The sequence below is a fragment of the Pontibacter sp. HSC-36F09 genome (genome assembly GCF_024171605.1).
Classification (GTDB): Bacteria; Bacteroidota; Bacteroidia; order Cytophagales; family Hymenobacteraceae; genus Pontibacter.
Genome location: NZ_JALKAA010000009.1, coordinates 53,837 through 74,083, shown reverse-complemented (window position 1 = coordinate 74,083; position 20,247 = coordinate 53,837). Strand labels below are relative to the sequence as shown.

Annotated in this window: 16 protein-coding genes; 6 read left to right on the top strand and 10 right to left on the bottom strand. The window is 49.1% G+C overall.

Annotated elements, in window-relative coordinates; all coding sequences use genetic code 11:
• Positions 1-109: 109 nt before the first annotated feature.
• On the top strand, positions 110-904 hold the full coding sequence (locus L1278_RS18680; RefSeq protein ID WP_253406545.1) for a thymidylate synthase: 795 nt from the start codon (positions 110-112) through the stop codon (positions 902-904).
• Positions 905-964: 60 nt separating this feature from the next.
• Here the strand turns inward: L1278_RS18680 and L1278_RS18675 are convergent, their stop codons facing one another.
• Positions 965-1,681: a 3-ketoacyl-ACP reductase gene (locus L1278_RS18675; protein WP_253406544.1), complete on the bottom strand. Its 717-nt coding sequence runs from the start codon at positions 1,679-1,681 to the stop codon at positions 965-967.
• A 92-nt stretch (positions 1,682-1,773) separates the two neighbouring features.
• A complete protein-coding gene (locus L1278_RS18670) occupies positions 1,774-2,838 on the bottom strand; it encodes a Gfo/Idh/MocA family oxidoreductase (RefSeq protein WP_253406543.1) in 1,065 nt (354 codons plus the stop codon).
• Positions 2,839-2,964: 126 nt separating this feature from the next.
• Here L1278_RS18670 and L1278_RS18665 point away from each other — a divergent pair, with 126 nt between their 5' ends.
• A complete protein-coding gene (locus L1278_RS18665; RefSeq protein WP_253406542.1) occupies positions 2,965-5,598 on the top strand; it encodes a SusC/RagA family TonB-linked outer membrane protein in 2,634 nt (877 codons plus the stop codon).
• A 41-nt stretch (positions 5,599-5,639) separates the two neighbouring features.
• On the opposite strand, the gene L1278_RS18660 is transcribed toward L1278_RS18665, so the two are convergent.
• From L1278_RS18660 to L1278_RS18650, 3 genes are all read right to left on the bottom strand, one after another.
• The gene (locus L1278_RS18660; RefSeq protein WP_253406541.1) at positions 5,640-6,455 is read right to left on the bottom strand and encodes an aminotransferase class IV; all 816 of its coding nucleotides are present in this window, start codon (positions 6,453-6,455) and stop codon (positions 5,640-5,642) included.
• A 144-nt stretch (positions 6,456-6,599) separates the two neighbouring features.
• Positions 6,600-7,721, bottom strand: coding sequence for a DNA-processing protein DprA (dprA, locus tag L1278_RS18655; protein WP_253406540.1), 1,122 nt, complete (start codon positions 7,719-7,721; stop codon positions 6,600-6,602).
• Positions 7,722-7,739: 18 nt separating this feature from the next.
• Complete coding sequence (locus tag L1278_RS18650) at positions 7,740-8,087, bottom strand: MerR family transcriptional regulator (RefSeq protein ID WP_220627447.1); 348 nt, start codon at positions 8,085-8,087, stop codon at positions 7,740-7,742.
• Between the two features lie 203 nt (positions 8,088-8,290).
• Here L1278_RS18650 and alaS point away from each other — a divergent pair, with 203 nt between their 5' ends.
• The 3 genes from alaS (at position 8,291) to L1278_RS18635 (ending at position 14,045) form a co-directional block, all read left to right on the top strand.
• Entirely contained in the window at positions 8,291-10,924 is a 2,634-nt protein-coding gene (gene alaS, locus L1278_RS18645; protein WP_253406539.1) for an alanine--tRNA ligase, read from the top strand.
• Positions 10,925-11,317: 393 nt separating this feature from the next.
• Entirely contained in the window at positions 11,318-12,775 is a 1,458-nt protein-coding gene (gatB, locus tag L1278_RS18640) for an Asp-tRNA(Asn)/Glu-tRNA(Gln) amidotransferase subunit GatB (RefSeq protein ID WP_253406538.1), read from the top strand.
• 160 nt (positions 12,776-12,935) lie between these two features.
• The gene (locus L1278_RS18635) at positions 12,936-14,045 is read left to right on the top strand and encodes a TlpA disulfide reductase family protein (protein ID WP_253406537.1); all 1,110 of its coding nucleotides are present in this window, start codon (positions 12,936-12,938) and stop codon (positions 14,043-14,045) included.
• A gap of 68 nt (positions 14,046-14,113) precedes the next feature.
• Here the strand turns inward: L1278_RS18635 and L1278_RS18630 are convergent, their stop codons facing one another.
• The 3 genes from L1278_RS18630 to L1278_RS18620 form a co-directional block, all read right to left on the bottom strand.
• Complete coding sequence (locus tag L1278_RS18630; protein ID WP_253406536.1) at positions 14,114-14,773, bottom strand: hypothetical protein; 660 nt, start codon at positions 14,771-14,773, stop codon at positions 14,114-14,116.
• Between the two features lie 15 nt (positions 14,774-14,788).
• Positions 14,789-15,319, bottom strand: coding sequence for an acyl-CoA thioesterase (locus L1278_RS18625; RefSeq protein WP_253406535.1), 531 nt, complete (start codon positions 15,317-15,319; stop codon positions 14,789-14,791).
• A gap of 86 nt (positions 15,320-15,405) precedes the next feature.
• Positions 15,406-16,068, bottom strand: coding sequence for a protein-L-isoaspartate(D-aspartate) O-methyltransferase (locus tag L1278_RS18620; protein ID WP_253406534.1), 663 nt, complete (start codon positions 16,066-16,068; stop codon positions 15,406-15,408).
• A 243-nt stretch (positions 16,069-16,311) separates the two neighbouring features.
• Between L1278_RS18620 and L1278_RS18615 the strand changes: the two genes are divergently transcribed.
• Positions 16,312-16,899 (top strand): riboflavin synthase, encoded by a 588-nt coding sequence (locus L1278_RS18615; protein WP_253406533.1) that lies wholly within the window; start codon positions 16,312-16,314, stop codon positions 16,897-16,899.
• Positions 16,900-16,902: 3 nt separating this feature from the next.
• Here L1278_RS18615 and L1278_RS18610 read toward each other — a convergent pair whose 3' ends face one another.
• Together L1278_RS18610 and L1278_RS18605 are read right to left on the bottom strand one after the other, a co-directional pair.
• Positions 16,903-17,835: a DUF4249 family protein gene (locus L1278_RS18610; RefSeq protein ID WP_253406532.1), complete on the bottom strand. Its 933-nt coding sequence runs from the start codon at positions 17,833-17,835 to the stop codon at positions 16,903-16,905.
• Between the two features lie 4 nt (positions 17,836-17,839).
• Positions 17,840-20,212, bottom strand: coding sequence for a TonB-dependent receptor (locus tag L1278_RS18605; RefSeq protein WP_253406531.1), 2,373 nt, complete (start codon positions 20,210-20,212; stop codon positions 17,840-17,842).
• Between the last annotated feature and the right edge of the window lie 35 nt (positions 20,213-20,247).

Sequence of the window (20,247 nt, the reverse complement as noted above, 5' to 3'; positions counted from 1 at the left end):
GTAGGGGCATTTAATAAATGTTTTCATAAAACAGGCATCAGGTTTTTTGCCGGATAATTTTTGCGCTATATTTAAGGTTCACAACCATACCTTCAATTTACAATCCCTTATGAAACAGTACCTGGACCTGATGCAGCACATCCTTGACAAAGGGGTGAAAAAAGAAGACCGTACCGGCACCGGTACCCTGAGCGTATTCGGTTACCAGATGCGTTTCGATCTTTCAGAAGGCTTTCCGCTGGTGACGACCAAAAAAGTGCACCTGAAATCTATCATCCACGAATTGCTGTGGTTTTTGAAAGGAGACACCAATATCGCCTACCTCAAGGAGAATGGCGTGACGATCTGGGATGAGTGGGCAGATGAAAACGGTAACTTAGGTCCGGTATACGGTTCGCAGTGGCGCAGCTGGCCTACGCCCGATGGTCGTTATATCGACCAGATCACCCAAGTGGTGAATCAGTTGAAGAATAACCCTGATTCCCGCCGTATTATTGTGAGTGCCTGGAACGTGGCCGAAATCGAAAACATGAAGCTGCCGCCTTGCCATGCCTTCTACCAGTTTTATGTAGCCGAGGGCAAACTGAGCTGCCAGCTATACCAGCGCTCTGCCGATGTATTTCTGGGCGTGCCCTTCAATATTGCCTCGTATGCCTTGCTGGTACTTATGATTGCGCAGGTGACCGGTCTGGAACCGGGAGAGTTTATCTGGACTGGAGGCGATACGCACCTATACCTGAATCACCTGGAGCAGGCACAGCTGCAGCTGACACGTGAGCCGCACACATTACCTACCATGCGTGTGAACCCCGACGTGAAGAATATCTTCGACTTTACATTCGATGATTTTAAACTTGAGAATTACGTTTCGCACCCAGGTATCAAGGCGCCTGTTGCTGTATAAACGCTTAAGGTATAAATCTATAAACTAAAATGCCCGAAGCTAAACTTCGGGCATTTTTCGTTAGGGATTGGTAGACCAGATGCCGGCCTCTTTGATGAACACACGGCGGTTTAGTTTAAGCTGCGCCACAATCAACTCGGCAAAATCCTCTGGCTGCATCACACGCTCCGGGTTGCCATCAGTCAGCTTTAGGTCAATGGCCATGTCAGTGGCCACGGTGCTCGGCGTCAGCGTGCTCACGCGGATGTTATGCTTGCGCACTTCCTGCATCAGCGACTCCGACAAGCCAATAAGCGCAAACTTGGATGCACTATAAGCACTGGTAACCGCAGCGCCTCTTTGTCCGGCAGTGGAGGAGATGTTGATGATATCACCTGTCTGACGCTCGATCATCTCCGGCAGCACGGCACGGGTGACGTAGTACGCGCCCATCAGATTAACCCGGATGATGTTTTCCCACTCAGTCGGCTCCAGCTCCAGAAACTTGCCAAACTTACCTATACCTGCGTTATTGATCAGGATATCAATCGGGCCAAGTTCGGCGCCAATCTTCTTCACCGCTTCGTTTACTGAATTTATATCGGTCACATCGGCTGGCGCAACCGCCGCTTTTACCCCATGCGCTTTCAGCTCATTGGCGACCTCTTCTAACTGTGACTTGGTGCGTGCCAGCAAGCCTACGTTTACGCCTTCTTTTGCCAAAGCGATCGCAATGGCCTTGCCTATACCTTTACCAGCGCCCGTGATCAGGGCACTTTTTCCTTTTAATGATTCCATGTTGTCAGCAAATATTGTTTGTAGCTACAAATATACAACAGAAACGTATGAAAGTTTAACGCAATCAGAAAAGGGGACACCTGGGGAATGACTCAATGGAAAGCAACCACGCGCTTTTCCTTGCTGCTCTGCATGGCCAGTTCGATGATGCGGATGGTATTTCGGGCCTGTTCTGGTTTCACCTCCAGTTCCGCTATACCTAAGATGGTATCCCGCACATTTTCATAAAAGCCGCGGTAATCACCCGCTTCACTCTGGATCTTGCCTACGACCCTTTGTCCATACACTTCTGTATCTAGTCTGCCCCAGATCTCTTCCTGCTCCATGCCCCAGTCTGGTTCCTTAGGAGAGCGGCCTGCTTTCAGAGCAGCTTCCTGCACATCTAGTCCGTATTTCACAAAAGACCCTTTGTCGCCGGAGAGGATGAAGCGAGGCCCGGGCTGCTTCACCAGCATACCTGCTTTCAGAATCGCTTTCAGGCCACTGGCATAGTAGAGCGTCAGGTCAAAGCTATCGGTTATTTTCCCGCCACTCCGTTGCGTCCGCAAATCGGCGTATACCTCGTGCGGGGGCCCGAAAAGCACGAGTGCCTGGTCGATGAGGTGCGCGCCCAAATCATAGAGAATGCCCGAACCAAGCAGTTCTTCCTCTTTCCAGGTCTCCGCAGCAGGTATAGGCCTGAACCGATCGAAATGGGCCTCATACTCCACCAAACGCCCCAGCATTAGGTTCTCAAGAAGCTTCTTCACCGTTCTGAAATCACTATCCCAGCGGCGGTTTTGGTAGACGGTCAGCAGCTTTCGCTCTGCACGGGCTAATTCTATGAGCTCAGTGGCCTCTTTTGACGTTACTGTAAAAGGCTTCTCGACAACCACATGCTTGCCGGCTTGCAAGGCAGCTTTTGCCAGTTCGAAATGAGTAGCGTTGGTCGTGGCAACTATCACCAAGTCAATCTCAGGGTCTTGCAAGACGGTCGATGTATCTCCAACAACGGTTGTATCAGGGTATAGCTTTTTTGCCAGGGCAATGCTTTCGGGTCGGTTTGCTTTTATTTTGCTGAGCTTCAAGCCGCCGACGGCTGATACAATGGGTGCATGAAAGACCCGTCCGGCCATTCCGAAGCCCAGAAGGGCTGTGTTTATTGGTTTATTCGTCATCACAGAGTCTTTTTTCTTGATTTTATTATCACTGCTTTCACATGCCTAAGATAAAATTCTATTTGTTGTATAATTATATGTAATCTACTATGTTTAGTCTTTATTTCTATTAACCGAGCCTGCAACTTGAAACAAATTTTACCCTATCAAACTAAGTTCTTTAGGTATAGCTGTGTCTCTTTTGGCTTATTTATTATAAGCTTCTCTTCTGGCTTCGGTCAAAGTCACCCATTTGCCGACTCTACCAGGTTGGCCGCCGATACTATACAGTCCAAATACAAAACCTACCAATTAAGCACATCCGAATTTAATAAGGGACTTGTCACCTCTGTGGAACAGGCTATCAACGGCAGGTTTGCGGGTTTACGGGTAGTGCCCGTCGGTGGTGCGCCAGGTACAGGAGCGGAGATGGTGTTGCGGTCGGGTACTTCCTTATTTGGAAACAACAGTCCGCTGGTGGTTATTGATGGCGTCTTGCTCGATGCTTTCAGTCATTCGTTACACACAAGTAACCTGAGTTGGTTGAATGCTGATGATATTGCCTCGGTTTCATTACTGAAAGATGCTTCTGCAACTGCCCTTTATGGGGGTGCTGCCGCGAACGGCGTGCTGCTCATCACGACGAAGTCAGGGAAAGTAGGAGACAAAATTCGGCTGCAATACAATGCTACAGGTGCGGTGTCTAACCTTCGTAAAAAAGCTGATATCTTTTCTGCAGAGGAATTCAGAAACCTGATTCGCGAGCGATATCCGGACCAGCAGCATCTCCTGGGCACCTATAGCACGGACTGGCAGGATGAAATATACCGAACGGGATTCGGATTGACCAACAATCTAAGTCTTAGCGGCGCGATGGGGCCAGTACCTTACCGTGTGTCTGTTGGACAGCTGATGCAAAACGGAATCCTGGAAACTTCCGGGTATAAGCGCAACACGCTGGCCGTCAACCTTCAGCCCAGTCTGTTTCAGAAACACTTGACTTTCAATCTGTCCATGCATAACACCCGCCAGGAATTGCAGCTGGCAGATGAGCGGGCCATACCTGCCGCCATGGCTTTTGACCCTACGCAGCCTGTGCATTCTGATAACAAATTTGGAGGCTATTTTGCTCACACTAGGCCGGATGGCTCGTTGCTGAGTAGCCAGATCAACCCGGTGAGTCTGCTGGAGCAAAAGGAGAATCAAGAGAACATAAGAACTCTCTCCGGCCAGGCACATGTGCAATACAAGCTTCACTTTCTGCCTGCCCTGACAGCTAACTACAGGTATGCTTACTTCAAATCCGAGGGGGATTACAGAAGTAATATATCCTCTGACATGGCTTCCCGCCAGTATAGTCCGATTAATTTTATCACACATGACCTAGAATCAAAGATCGTGCATTCAGAGGCATTCTTTGCGCTGGATCAGGCTATACCTGGCTTAAACAGCAAGCTGGACCTGATTGCAGGTGCTATGAAAACAAAACGGGAAACCGGGTCAGAATCTTCAGAAAATGATAGAGACGACTTACTGTACACAAGAGGTAGAGGATACTGGTCTACGCACGAAATCCTGAGCTACTATGGCAGCCTTGGCTATACCTTGCTCGACCGCTATACCTTAAAAGGCTCTTTCAGAAACCTGTCTGATTTGACCAATGAGGGGTATGCGTTCAGACAACAGTCCTTCGCAGTAGGTATAGGCTGGGACCTCAGGAGAGAAGCATTTCTGACTAACGCGGAATTGATATCTCATCTGAAAATCAGGGCTGATGTGGGCAGTTTCAGCAGGCTGGATGAACCCAATAGGTATAGGACAGTGGTATGGGCGCCTGTTCAAGGCAACCCATTTGACTATGTCTTTATAGGTTCTCTAGCCCATGTTGATGCAGAGAAAACATTAGAAAAGAGTTTAGGAATTGAGTTCGGACTAATGCAGAACAGATTTACTGGAAGCTTGGGTTACTTTCAAAATAAGTCAAGCGACCTGCTTATACGTTACAGGTATGGAAGTAATTCAGTGGGATATGCGAGTGTGGGAAGCCTAAGTGTGTCCGGATTAGAAACGGCATTGAACTATACTTTTATTCAGCAAGAGAGCGCATATTTAAGGTTGGGAATGCATGCCACAGTTGTCAAAAACCGGTTAACCAGTCTAGGAGAATTGCAGGTCTATACTTTCTCGGAAAATGATTATGGCCTTAGATTAGCCGTTGGAGAACCTGCACAGGTATTCAATCTTTTAAATCAGTTGTATGATAAAAACGGAAAGCCCATTCAAGGAGGGTATGAAAAAAACGAACATGGCTATTTCGAAAGAAAGCCGATGGGATCGACGCAGCCTAACACGTATTTTGGCCTTACTTCCAGTGGCAGTTACAGAAAGTGGGAAATGTCTTTTCTCTTGCGGGGTGCTGCAGGGCAGGATGTATTCAATCAAGCGGACGCTCAGCGCAGCTGGCTGAATGCCAAAAATGAAGATTGGTACATTTCCAACGCGAATCGCAGTTACCTTGAAACTGGTTTTATAAGCTCACATCTGGAGTCGAGCCACTTCCTGGAGAGCGCCTCCTTTCTCCGCCTGGAGTATCTGCAACTGGGTTATAACGTTGGGAAACTGTTAGGCAGTAAAATCGAGATGCGGGTTAATGCCACGGCACAAAATGCCTTTGTGCTGACTCGGTATAGCGGGCAAGATCCGGAAGTCGCCAACGGCATCGACAGAGGCCAGTATCCGCAACCCCGCACATTCTCTTTGGGATTAAATCTGAGCATTTGACAGGTATAGAAGCGGCTGCCTTTAAACCATGCCAGCCATTGCTATACCTGCAACCCGCATTTTATGTTCTGTAGCCAGTTGCTTTCAGTCGCTAAGGCAGTTTGTTCCATTTGGATTATATTCCTTATACCTGTCACATTCGAAGCAAACACACAATCAGCTTGAGCCAACTCTGCTGGTTTAGCTAGAATCTGCTGCACGGCTATACTTTGTTGTTCACACCAGCGCAGGATATTTCTCCGCAAAATACCGTTCACACACCCTGTATCCAGCGGAGGGGTCATCAGCACTTCATCCCTTATCCAGAAGATATTAGAAGAAATCAGTTCTGCTACATTACCTTCCGGATCTAATAAAAGCATGTCATCAAAACTGCTGGTTTGCTTTTCTATACCTGCCAGCACATAAAGCGGCGCTTGAGGTCCTTTAAAATGGGAGAGGGGAGAAAAAACGGTATTCACTGACTTGCAGATACCGATCCGTATACCTGCATCAGGTATAGGCTGTGCAACCTGGGCCGTCGCCAGCCACTCCACTTCATTTGATTGTGGGGAGTAAAGACCGCCACCAGTTCGCCATACCTTTAATTTGATGCGGCCATACTTCAAGGCTTTACGCTGTTTGGCCAACTGCAACAGGTTATCTTTCAACTCACCATCCCAAAAGCTGTCAGGTATAGCTAAGCTCAAAGCGTCAGAAGCTTCCCGCATACGCGCCTGATGGTCGCGCCAATAACATAACTTGCCACCTACCACCATCATTGTATCAAAAAACCCATCATTGTACTGAAAAGCACGGTTTGTAACAGAGAGCTTCAGGTCTTGCAATGGTAGAAAGGCGTTGTTGTAGAGAAGCAAGATTTCTTTAGTTAAGAGTTCAAAGTTAAAAATTATATGCTGATTTCACGAAGAGAATAAAAAGCCTTAATGTATAATATACACTTAAAATGAGGAATTCGAGCTCACACTTTTTGGCAAACCAACAGTTTAATCTACTTCAATCTATCGAATCAGGGCAAATCGCTTCCCCGGCATGGCTTTCACCATTCCTTTAAACTCAAGCGATAACAGCACGGAGGCCAATTGAGTAACCGGTACCTGCGACTTCCATCCCAAGTTGTCCATCTGCTCTTCACCGGACTGTATCAGCACCTGCAGTACCTGCATTTCTTCGGGTGTAAAGTCCGCCGGATCAAGCGCAGGTATAGATTTCGCCCGTTTTGCTGCCAGGTTGTCTTCCACATCCCAGTTTAGTAGTTCTATCAGGTCTTGGGTGGAGGTCAGCACGGCAGCTTTGTGCGATTTTATAAGCCAGTTCGTGCCTTCCGACATAGGCGAGTTGATATTTCCAGGCACAGCCATTACTTCTTTATCATAGCTGTGGGCGATATCGGCGGTGATCAAAGTGCCACTTTTAAAAGCTGCCTCTACCACAATCGTGCAGTCGGACATACCTGCTATAATGCGGTTGCGTGCTGGAAAACGTGGAGCGTCAGGTTTGGTGCCAAAGGTGTTCTCGGTAATCACACCACCTTGCTCGAGCATCTTCTCCGCATACTTCTTATGTACCCCGGGATAAATAGTGTCAGGACCAGAAGCCATTACGCCAATAGTAGGCAAGCCCGCTTGCAAAGCGGCCCGGTGTGAGGCAATGTCAATGCCGTATGCCAGCCCGCTGATAATCATCACATTATAGGGCTTCAACTCTTCTACTATCCGCTCGGTTATACCTTGACCATAACTTGTTGGTTTACGCGTACCTACAATGCTGATGATGCGGCGATGGTTTAAGTCAGTATTGCCCCTGAAATAGAGGAGAGGCGGAGCATCCGGAAGTTGCTTGAGTCGGTTGGGGTATTTAGGTGAGGTATAGAAAAGGAGCTCCACATTTTTTTCTGAAGCTTTCTTTAGCACATCCTCTGCTTCCAACAAAGCATGACGGCCGTTGTCACGAATACTTTTGGCAGCCTTTTCACCTATACCCGGCACTTTCATCAGTTTGGCAACAGGCGCATCAAAGACGGCTTTGGCGGAGCCGCAATAACTCACCAGCACCTTAGTCAGCTGGTCGCCGATGGAGGGCAAAAACGAAAGGGCAACTTCAAATTGTGCTTCGTGTGACATGCACCAAAGTACGAAGGCTTAGCTTTTTGTGTTCAGCTGCTCTTTTATACCTACCAGGAAAGAGCGCACCTTCTCCAGCGAGTTGATGATTTCGATCTTGTCCTTGGTTTGCACCGATTTGTTCTTGAGTACTTCCTTGGCGCCCTGAATCGTAAAGCCGCGCTCTTTCACCAGATGATAAACCGAGCGTAGTTCTTCAATGTCTTTGGCGGTATACTGGCGGTTGCCTTTCTTGTTTTTCTTCGGCTTGAGTTGGTCAAACTCGGTCTCCCAGAAGCGGATAAGCGAAGGGGCAACGTCAAAAATGGCAGCTACTTCCCCGATGGTGTAGTACTGCTTTTCGATTTCTTTCTCTTTATAAGGCATAGTGTCGGTTTCAAGGTATAGGGTCACAGCACAAGTTTTCGGGTATAGCACGCACAATTACAGCTAAAATTGCTACTTTTGCCCTATTGCAGGCCCACGTAAGCATTGCCCGAAAGGGTTGTTTCTATAAGGCAAAAATTCTATATTTTTTGTTATTAAACAACAAGTATAGCAGATTGTATCTAAAGGCTTAATAATCATAGATGAACTCAGCTGAGATTAGACAAAAGTTTCTTGACTTCTTCGCGCAGCGACAGCACCAGATCGTGCCGTCAGCACCTCTTGTGGTAAAAGATGACCCCACCCTGATGTTTATCAACTCAGGTATGGCGCCCTTCAAGGATTACTTCCTGGGCAATAAACCAGCCCCGTCCAAGCGCATTGCCGACACCCAGAAGTGTCTGCGCGTATCGGGCAAGCATAACGACCTGGAGGAAGTTGGTTACGACACCTACCACCACACCATGTTCGAGATGCTGGGCAACTGGTCATTCGGCGATTACTTCAAGAAAGAAGCCCTGGCCTGGTCATGGGAGCTTTTGACGGAGGTATACCAACTTCCGAAAGACAGGCTATACGTGTCGGTTTTTCAGGGAGATAACTCTGAAAACCTGCCGATGGACCAGGAAGCGTTTGATATCTGGAAGTCTATGATTGCGGAAGACCGCATTCTGATGGGCAACAAGAAGGACAACTTCTGGGAAATGGGCGATACCGGTCCCTGCGGTCCGTGCTCGGAGATACACGTGGACTTGCGTACCGACGAAGAGCGTGCGCAGGTAGACGGCAAGACGCTCGTGAATGCCGACCACCCACAAGTAGTGGAGATCTGGAACAATGTATTCATGGAGTTCAACCGCCTGGCCGATGGCTCGCTGGTGAAACTGCCTGCGCAGCACGTGGATACAGGTATGGGCTTCGAGCGTTTGTGCATGGCCATCCAGGGCAAGCGCTCCAACTACGACACTGATGTATTCCAGCCGCTCATCCAGTTCATCGCTAAAGAAGCCGGTGTAATTTATGGTGAGAACGAGCAGGTAGACATTGCCATCCGCGTGATGGCCGACCACATTCGTGCTATTGCCTTTGCAATTTCGGACGGACAGCTGCCGTCTAACAACAAGGCAGGTTACGTGATTCGCCGTATTCTGCGCCGTGCCGTTAGGTATAGCTTCACTTTCCTTGACTTCAAAAAACCATTCCTGTACAAACTGGCTGCCGTGCTGGCCGACCAGATGGAAACTATTTTCCCTGAACTGAAAGCACAGCTAAGCTTCGTGCAACGCGTGATTGAGGAAGAGGAAAATGCTTTCCTGCGTACACTGGAGAACGGCCTGAAGCGCCTTGACGCACTGGAAGGCAGATTCAAAGAGAACAACAATACCATCGACGGCAAAACTGCCTTCGAACTATATGATACCTTCGGTTTCCCGCTGGACCTGACCGCCCTGATTGCCCGTGAAAAAGGCCTGAAGGTGGACGAGGCTGGTTTCGGTATAGAAATGGAGCAACAGAAAAACCGCTCCCGCAACGCTTCGGCACAGGAGCAAAGCGACTGGCTGATTATTCAGCCGGATGTAGAAACCGAGTTTTTGGGTTACGAGCACGACGTGGCAGATTCACATATTGTGCGTTACCGTCAGGTAAAAACCAAGAATAAGAGCGAGTACCACCTGGTGCTGGACCGCACCCCGTTCTATGCTGAAAGTGGTGGACAGGTAGGCGATACCGGCTATCTGATTTCAGCGACCGAACAAATCGAGGTGCTGGACACCAAGAAAGAAAACGACCTGATTCTGCACATCACGGCAAAGTTGCCGCAAAATATTGAGGCTACTTTCAGAAGTGAAGTGGACTTTGAGCGCCGCAACCTGATACGTAAGAACCACTCTGCTACGCACTTATTGCACGCCGCTTTACGTAAAGTTTTAGGTGAGCACGTACAACAGAAAGGCTCTTTAGTGAACGAGAAAGTACTGCGTTTCGACTTCTCGCACTTCGCTAAAGTAACCGACGAGCAGCTGCGCGAGGTAGAGACTATTGTCAACCAGCGTGTGCGCCAGGCTATACTTTTAGAAGAGCAGCGCAATGTGCCGATTGCCCAAGCCAAGGAAATGGGTGCGATGGCGCTCTTTGGTGAGAAATACGGCGAGTTTGTGCGTGTGATTGCCTTCGACCGCGACCACTCGGTTGAGCTTTGCGGCGGTACGCACGTGCACAACACCGGCGAAATCGGCTACTTCAAGATTCTGTCAGAAAGCTCCGTAGCCGCAGGTGTGCGTCGTATAGAAGCCACTACGGCAGCATCGGCTGAAGAACATATGCAGCAGCAACTGAACGAACTGAATGCGGTTCGCGAAGTACTGGGTACGCATAGCAATATTTCAGGTGCCGTACAGAAGCTGCAGGAAGACAACAAAGCCCTGCAAAAGCAACTCGAGCAATTTGAGCTGAAGCAACTCACCACGCTCAAAGAAAGTCTTGTACAGAAAGCGCAGTCAATCGACGGCGTAAACTTCGTAGCTGAAAAGGTAGATGTAAGCACAGCTGATTACCTCAAGAAACTGGCTTTTGATATGCGTCAGGCAGTTGACAATCTGGTACTGGTGCTGGCCGCTGAGATTGACGGCAAACCACAGATTGCGGTGATGCTTTCAGACAATTTGGTTTCGGACCGAAAGCTAAACGCCAGCCAAATGGTGCGCGAGCTCGCCAAAGAAATCAAAGGTGGCGGTGGCGGACAACCGTTCTATGCAACAGCGGGTGGTAAAGACACTTCTGGATTACAAGCTGTACCAGCCAAGGCGGAAGAATTGGTTAAGAGTTTGATAGCATAAGTCGGTCAAGTGTGGAAGCTCCTTATTTATACAAAGCGAAGAAGCTATACAAAGTAATCTGGTATTCCTTAGGTGCATCTATTCTTGTGTCTATTGCTTTAAGGGTCCTGGATCTCCAAGGGTATTACCTAACTGACTTATTAGTGGGGTTACCCACTTTGATGGCCTTTGCCATTTCACCATTGGGGCTGGTTTATATTTTAAAGAGTTACCTGAAAAAGGAGAGATATAAGAAACAGAAACTTTTATACCTGTTCGGTATGATATTCTTTAACCTTATAGTCGTGGCCATGGTTTTCGTTATCATTTCAGACATAAGTAAAATTTTCGCCTAATTTTAGCGGAAGGGAATCATCATATTCATCAGAAATAAGTGTTCTTGCTATAAGAATCATGGATAAAGCAATAAGAGACAAATACCAGGCGATTATCGGTCTAGAGGTTCACGCCCAGCTGCTGACAGAGAGCAAGGCCTACTCGTCTGACTCAACCGAATATGGCGTACTGCCAAACACAAACCTGAGCGTGATTACACTGGGTCATCCAGGTACGCTGCCACGCATTAATAAGTCTGTGGTAGAAATGGCTGTGAAAATGGGGTTGGCAACGAACTGCGACATCAGACGCTACAACATTTACGCCCGCAAAAACTATTTCTACCCGGATCTTCCGAAAGGCTACCAGATCACGCAGGACAAGACGCCTATCTGTACGGCTGGCTATCTGGACGTAAAAGATGCTGAAGGAAATGACAAACGCATCGGCATTACGCGGATTCACATGGAAGAGGATGCTGGTAAATCTATGCACTTGGCCGGCGAAACCGAAACGCTGATCGACCTAAACCGTGCCGGCGTACCGTTGATTGAGATCGTGTCGGAACCGGATATCCGTGATTCAGAAGAAGCTTATAACTACCTGACGGAGATTCGCCGATTGGTGCGCTACCTAGAGATTTGCGACGGCAACATGGAAGAAGGTTCGCTGCGTTGCGACGCCAACATATCGGTGATGTTGAAAGATTCACCACTTTGGGGGACCAAGGTAGAGGTGAAAAACATGAACTCATTCCGCAATGTGCAGCGTGCCATCGAGCATGAAATCGAGCGCCAGATCATGGTGATCGAGAACGGCGGCACGATTGATTCTGAAACCCGTAACTTCGATGCGAACACCGGCACGACCACGGCCATGCGTTCAAAAGAAACACTGAACGACTACCGCTATTTTCCGGAGCCGGACCTACCAGCTTTGGTGATCGAGCAGGAGTGGCTGGAGCGCATCAAAGCCACCATGCCAAGTCTGCCGCAGGAACTGTACAAGCGCTTCACAGAAGAGTTTGGCTTGTCTGAATATGACTCAGGTGTTTTGACAGACGCGAAAGAAATAGCGTTGTATTACGAAGAACTTTGCAAGCACACTCAAAACTACAAGGGGGCAGCCAACTGGGTAACTGGTCCGGTGAAGTCCTACCTGAACGAGCTACAGCTGCACATTAAGGACTTCCCACTGCAGCCGCATGCCATCGCGGAGATCATCACGCTGGTGGACGAGAACAAGGTGAGCCACTCGGTAGCTGCCAAAAAGATTTTCCCTTATATGCTGGAGAATCCAGGTATACCTGCACACCAGGTGGCCGAAGAGCAGAATCTGTTACAGGATTCGGACTCTGAGTCATTGAAAGCGATCGTGGCTGAAGTATTGGCTGCCAATCCGCAGAAAGTGGAGGAGTATAAGGCAGGCAAACAATCACTGATTGGTATGTTCATGGGTGAGATCATGAAGAAAACCAAAGGTAAAGCCGATCCGAAAGTGGCAAACAAATTGCTGCAAGAAGGACTTAATGCTTAACAATATTGGACAAAGGAGGTTTTGACAAAGGAAGCTTGTTCTTATTGCTTCTTCCAAAGTTGTCAAAACTCAAGGTCTTCTGCTCTTGATACGAGAGCCTGCATGATGATATTTTCCTTTGTCAAATAGTCTTTTGTCAAACAGTCAACAAAGAATAAATATGAACCTTAGAAACTATGTCGTACTGGCTTCGACGGCTGCATTGATGGCCAGCTGTCAGGGCAACAAAACAGCAACCAACGGCAGCGCCTATTCCATAGAAGGTAAATTGCAAAATGCCACGCCAGGTCAGATTTTTTTGTTTGAACTGGGAGAGCAGCAATTCATTGCGCGCGACACTGCTGATATTAGTCAGGATGGCACGTTTACTTTTCAGGGCGAGGTGACGGAACCCACACTGTACCGCCTTGGCCTTGACCAGCAAAACGCAATGATGATGGTGCTGGAGAATAAGGCAATCAAGGTAGAGGCTGATGCACGCGACCTGAACAATACCGCCAAATTCGAAAACTCAGATGATTCGGAGCTCTTCCAACAGCTGAACAAGATGGTGAATGAAAACCGTCAGAAGGAAATGGCCCTGAGCGAACAGTTTAACCGTGCCATGTCGGAAGGTAAAACGGAGGAAGCCGAAGGGTATCGACAGCAGTATCTGAATTTGCAAAAAGAGGTTAAGAAATTCATTGCCAGTCACCCTAACTCCATTGTATCCGCTTTTGGTACACTGAGCCTGGTAAACCCACAGCTGGATTTTGCTTTTGCCGATAGCATGCTTACGCTTTATACCCAGCACCTACCGGAGTCGAAGTATACGAAAACATTGACGGAGCGACTAGGATCCTTGCGCACGACGGCCATTGGCTCTGCTGCGCCGGACTTTAAGCTCCCGACACCAGAAGGCGGAGAAATTGCCTTGTCTTCACTCAGAGGTAAATATGTACTGATCGACTTCTGGGCTAGCTGGTGCGCACCATGCCGCAAAGAGAATCCGAACGTGGTAAAAATGTACAACAAGTATAAAGACAAAGGTTTCGAGATTTTTGGAGTATCGCTGGACCAGTCACGTGAAAAATGGCTGAAGGCGATCGCAGATGACAAATTAACCTGGCCGCAGGTTTCTGACCTGAAAGGATGGGAAAGTTCTGCGGCTCAACTTTACCAGGTAGATGCCATCCCACAGACCATCCTGCTTGATAAAGAAGGAAACATTATCGCCAAAGGTTTAAGAGGAGAAGAACTGGAAGCTAAAATTGCTTCGCTCGTTCAATAAGGTATAGCTATACCTCTAAAACGAGAAAAGCCCTTCCGTGTAGGAGGGGCTTTTCTCGTTTATAAGCATTATTTTTTAAACACGCGTTGCAGCGCTCCCCAAAGCAATTTTTTCTGCTCTTGATCACCATCGAGCACGGCTAAGGATTGCGAAAACACTACAGGTACACTGCCAACCTGCACCGGATTGTAGAGTGTGAATTTATCGTGTGGCAGCTCAGTATCCAGGCGGCTGGCAAAGCTGAGGATATAATTGGTTTGAAGTGCATCACAAAGTGCCTCAAACCTGGTCGTGGCACCGGATACGTTATTTACAAAAGCGACATCTGCAGGTCCAAAACCAATTGCAGCCAGAATCTTGATCAGGAAATCGGACTGCGGCAAAGCTTTAAATGCTGGCTCAGGCAACGTGACCAAAACGACTAGCCCCTTACGGTTTTCACCGATCACCTCAATAGACTTCGGCTGTTGCGTCTTTTCAACTTTTGGTATTTTAGGTATAGCTGCAGCAGGAACTGAGGGAACTGAGGCTGTAGTTGTCTGACTGTTAGACTCGGCTGGTTGTTCGGAACTTGCTGAGACGGAATAATCTGCTGCGCTCCCTGCTTCAGGCGCTACAGCAGACACATCGCGCCCAGCTACTTGATCTTCTGCAATCAGGTATAGCGTTTCCGGCATAAAATGTCGGAGAAACTCGCTGTTTAGTTGCTCTGGCGTGAGTGCGGTCATTTTTATAGGTATAAATTAATCCTGATCTTCCTTCAGATCGAAAATGGAGCGCAATTCGTTTGCTTCACTCGGCTTCATACGGCCAGCCAGCACCAGGCGTAGCTGGCGACGACGCAGTGCACCTTCATAAAGCTTGATTTCTTCTTCTGTTTCAGGTATAGCCTCTGGCACATCGATTGCTTTGCCAGACTGATCAACTGCCACAAAAGTAAAGAATGCCTGATTTGACATCACTTTTCTTCCGGAAGGTATGTCCTCGGCATACACCACGATGTGCACCTCCATGGAAGAAGAGAAAGCGCGGGTTACTTTGGCTTCGAGGGTGATTACGTTGCCCAGTTTTATACTCTCAGCAAATGACACGTTGTCCACCGAAGCCGTTACCACAATACGGTTGGAATGGCGCTGAGCAGCGATGGCCGACACGATGTCCATCCAATGCATCATTTTGCCACCCATCAGATTATTCAGGGTGTTGGTATCGTTAGGCAACACCAGCTCAGTCATGATCACGTAGGATTCGCTTACTTTTTTCTGTTTACGCATGTCTCTTCTATAAATTCTGCCGCAAAGATAGGTGACGGAGGGCCAAACAAAAAGCCGGGTATAAATTAAGAGAGTTTTACATTATCTTAAAATGAAGGCTTGTCCCAGCCGGATTTACCGAGCAATGGCACGAATTTGAAATCAGTGAAAGCCTCCTGTGAAAATTCACTTTCGCTGGTACGGGTAATGCGCAGCATTTTCTGGCTCGACTCGCCTCCGACAGGAATGACCAGAATGCCGCCAATGTTCAGCTGACTGACCAGTGTTTTCGGTATACCTGGCGCACCTGCCGTCACAATGATCTTATCGTAAGGAGCATGAGCTGGCAGTCCTTGAGAACCATCGCCATGGAAGGTATGCGGGAATAAACCATACGTTTTGAAAAACTTCACCGCTTTATCATAGAGGGGCTTGTTGTACTCGATGGTGTATACCTTGGGCGTGATCTGCAGCAGCACACAGCATTGGTAACCGGAACCGGTTCCGATCTCGAGCACTTTGTCGGTTGGCTGCAGCCTTAAAAGCTCCGTCTGAAAGGCCACGGTATAAGGTTGCGAGATGGTCTGGCCCTCGCCAATTGGGAAGGCTTTATCCTGGTAGGCTTGCTCGAGGAACGCTTTCTCAAAGAAAAAATGCCGTGGTACAGTTTCAATTGCCGCTAACACCCGTTCATCGCGTATACCTTTGTCTCTCAACTGTTTTACCAAGGCGCGGCGCATGCCTTTGTGCTTGTACAAATCTGTCTGCATTTCCCTCTGAGTCTTTTAAAATTTAAAAAACAAGCAAGCTGAACAGTTTCAGGTATAGGAATTATGCTATACCTTGTTTGCAATCAGCCTGAAGCTCGTGTATTGCGAAAATAAGCATACCTGCCCACAGTTACCTAACCCGATCGCAATTTAATCTTGCCAGCGCACGGTTTTGCAGGGTATGACCGTGCATTTGAGTGAAAACATGGTTAATTTTGAGTTCAGATAACAACCTAGAAAACCATGTTCACAGGTATAATAGAAGGCATGGGCCAGGTACAGGCCATTCAGGAAGAAGGTACCAACAAGCATTTCACGCTGTCGTCTCCCTTTACGCACGAGTTGCAGATAGACCAGAGTGTGGCCCACAACGGCATTTGCCTGACGGTCGTGAATATTTCAGAGACTGACTATACGGTAACGGCCATCAACGAAACGTTGCAAAAAACTAACCTGAACAGCCTGAAAGTGGGTGACAAAGTGAACCTGGAGCGTTGCATGAGTGCCAACGGCCGCTTCGACGGACACATCGTACAGGGCCACGTGGACCAGGTGGCAGTTTGTGAGTCCGTGGAAGACCAGAATGGCAGCTGGGTTTTTACGTTTCGCTACGACCCGACATTGGGCAATGTGACTGTGGAGAAGGGTTCTGTTACGGTGAACGGCATCAGTCTGACGGTAGTCAATTCGCAGGAGGACCATTTTTCTGTGGCGATCATCCCTTATACATACGAACATACCAATCTGCACCAGGTAAAGCCGGGCTCCACCGTTAATTTGGAGTTCGATATTATCGGGAAGTATGTGGCGAGGTTGCTGGGGAAAGCTTAAACCTTACTCCACCACAATCTGATGATACGTTACCCCGTAGCCACCCCACACGCCCAGTCCACCATTAATATTTGACCGCGTGGTATTAGGAGAGCCGATGGGGCTGCCATTGTTGTTTCGCTCGTTCTCCAGAGTATACCAGAAGCGGTAATGTTCAATATCAATCGCTGCCCAGCGCACCACAATCGTGTCGCCTTTGCCGAAGTAGCTGAAAGTGTCGAGGTCCACATCTTGACCACGTGGCTCGCCACGGTCTAGTGGGAAACTCAGACTCTGTACGCCGTTTATCAGCTCGTCATTAAAAACAGAAGCGAAATGGCCCGGGTAGAAAGGCTCGCTGTTGCGCTTTGTAAAGTAACGAATGTTGTTTCCGAGTGAGTCGGGATCCTGGTAGCGGTAAAACAACGTGAACAAGCTGTCCTGACTCGGGTCGGGATGGGGTTGCAGAAAAAGCTCCTGCAGCGGGTTCAGGTTGGGGATGGTAGTAGAAGCAGTCAGTACCCGCCCTTCATGACTAATCCGCAACTGGTAGCTTTTGCCTACTTCACCCAGCAACTCCTCCGAGGTATAGACATAGAAAATAAAATTGCTGTTGGCAGTCAGCTGCTCTTCAGGTATAGCAAACTGCTCCGAAACCACGCGCCGCAGCTCAGGCCAGAAGGCAGCGGCTGGCACTTCTTTTAAGGTATAGCTTTTCCCGCCACTCAACACCACCACCTGCGCACCGTGCACGAAACTGTCTTGGATATCGGCAGGAGAGAAGCCCGCAAAAACCGGCCTGCTGCGCGTGAGTACCACCACCGGGGGCGTCCCCTGTTCAATATGTCCCTCCACCACCAATTGCTCCTGCCCGGCAGGTATGTCAATGGTCAGGTTCTCTTCGCAAGCGGTGAGAAAAGTAAGGAACAGCAAAAGCAGAGTATATCTTAATCGCATCGTTTTACCATTTAAAATTCCAGGTGACGGATGGCAACGGGAAAGGGATCAGCGACACCTTTTTGGCCTGCACTTTTGTATCAGTGCCGTAAGGCGCTCCTTCGCTGTCGATGTAGTATAGAAACGGATTGCGGCGGCCATACACGTTATAGATCGCAAACGTCCAGCTCGACTGCAGCCTGCGCTGCGCTTTCCCCTCCAATGTGGCCGATAAATCCAGTCGGTGAAAGGGCTCCATCCGGAAGCTGTTGCGGTCGCCGTACTGGTAATTGACCGTGCCTTCAATCAGGTAGCGACGCTCGGGCATAGTGGTCGCCTGTCCGGTTCCGTAGACGAAGCTGCCGCCAAAGGTCCAGCGCGGATTATAGGTATAGGTGGCTACCAGCGACACATCGTGCCGGCGGTCGAAGCGGGCGGGGAAGGTACGGCCTTGGTTGATGTCGGGGAATGTGCGGTCGGTACGCGACAAGGTATAGCCGATCCAACCCTGGAGGTCGCCATAATTCTTGCGCAGGAAAAACTCAGCCCCATAGGACTCGCCGCTGCCCCGCACAAATTCATACTCCAGATCGCGATTGCTCGGACCGGCTACAAAACCTTCGCGGTACTCGAGCTGGTTTTCCATACTCTTATAATAAAGCTCCACAGAACCTTCGTACATGTTCTGGCTGAAGCTCTGAAAATACCCGACAGCATATTGGGTCGCCTGTTGCGGCTCCACAATGGCTGAGCTTGGCACCCACACATCCAGCGGCAAAGTGGTATATGCATTGGAAACCAAATGCAGGTACTGCGCCGAGCGGGTATAGCTGGCTTTTATGGAAGAGTTTGCACTCAAGGTATAGCGTGCCGATACCCGCGGCTCCAGTGCATGAAAAACCTTCACCCGTTCTCCATCGCCATATGCTACTGAATCGACGGTCCGTTGATTCTGGTCGAATTCATAAAAAGTAAAAGGCCCCATCTGCGCAAAATAACTGCCGCGTATACCCAGGCTCAGCAAAAGACGGTCCGTCACGTTCCAGTCATCAGAAAGGTAGATCGCTGCCTGATGGGCAGTTTTTGAGAGTATCTGATCCGTAGTGAAGACATCACCCTCCGCGGTTTCGGCGCTGCCCGTGCGGGGGCGCAGGGTATGGTGCGTGTACTGTAGCCCATATTCCAAATGATGCTGCGCTGATGGAGTGTAGACAAAATCTGCCTTGGCGGTATAATCCCTGATTCCGGTTTCCACTGAAGTGGTAATGTCGCCGAAATCCCAGGTGAAATCAAAAGCGTAATTGCTCAGTATACCTGAAACATCCACGGAGTGCCTGTCCGAAAACTGGTGATTCCAGCGAGCCGTGGCTGAGGCATTCCCCCACTGGAAGTCAGCCTCAAAGCGTCCCGAAGATAAGGTAAGGGTACCCACATCCTTGCCATAGTAACCGCTCAGGTATAGCTTATCTTTGGGCGACAAGGTATAGGAGACTTTCCCATTGAAATCATAGAAGTAATAAGGCACACCGCCTTGTTCGGTGTGCCGCAGAAAAGGGCCGAAAAGAACATCCACATAGGTCCGGCGGGCCGAGAAGATTAAGGCAGCTTTGTCTTTTACAAGCGGCCCCTGCACCGTCAGGCGGGAGGCGATCAGTCCGATGCCGCCTTCAGCCTGCAGACTGTCCGCGCTGCCTTCGCGTAGTTCCACATCCAAAACTGACGAGAGGCGTCCGCCATACCTGGCCGGCATGTTGCCTTTGATCATCGTGGCATTGCTAATGGCGTCGCTGTTGAAGACCGAGAAGAAATTGAGCAGGTGTCCCGGATTATAAACCACCGCCTGATCGAGCAGAATCAGGTTCTGATCGGACCCTCCGCCGCGTACATAAAAGCCCGTATTGCCTTCCCCACCAGATTGAATTCCCGGCATCAGCTGTACCGTTTTCATGATGTCCGTCTCGCCAAACAGCACCGGCAGCGTCTTCACCGACTGCATCGGAATATCAATTTCGCCCATCGTGGCGGTTTGGGTAATGGGTTTGATTCGTGTGCCGATGATTTCCACCTCCCGCGTGCTGTAGGAGGCCGGGGTTAACTTAAGGTCGAGCGTCTCGTTTCGGAAAAGTTGTAGCGGTGTTTCCTGGTTTTCGTAACCGATGTAGCGGATAACCAGGGTATAGCTTCCGGCCGGCGCACGCAGGCTATACCTGCCGTCGGGCTCCGAGACGGTGCCGATAGAGGGGCGTTCTTTCAAACTGATCGAAGCACCTGCCAGCGGTTCTGCTGTGTTTACGTCTAACACTTGGCCGCGCAGTACAAAGCTGTCCTGTGCCCAGGCGGGTAGCAAAGGCAGGAGTAATAGCGGCAGAATCAGGTATAAGAAGCGTCGTAGTTGCAAGTCCGGAAATCAGCTGTTCTAACAATACGACAGAA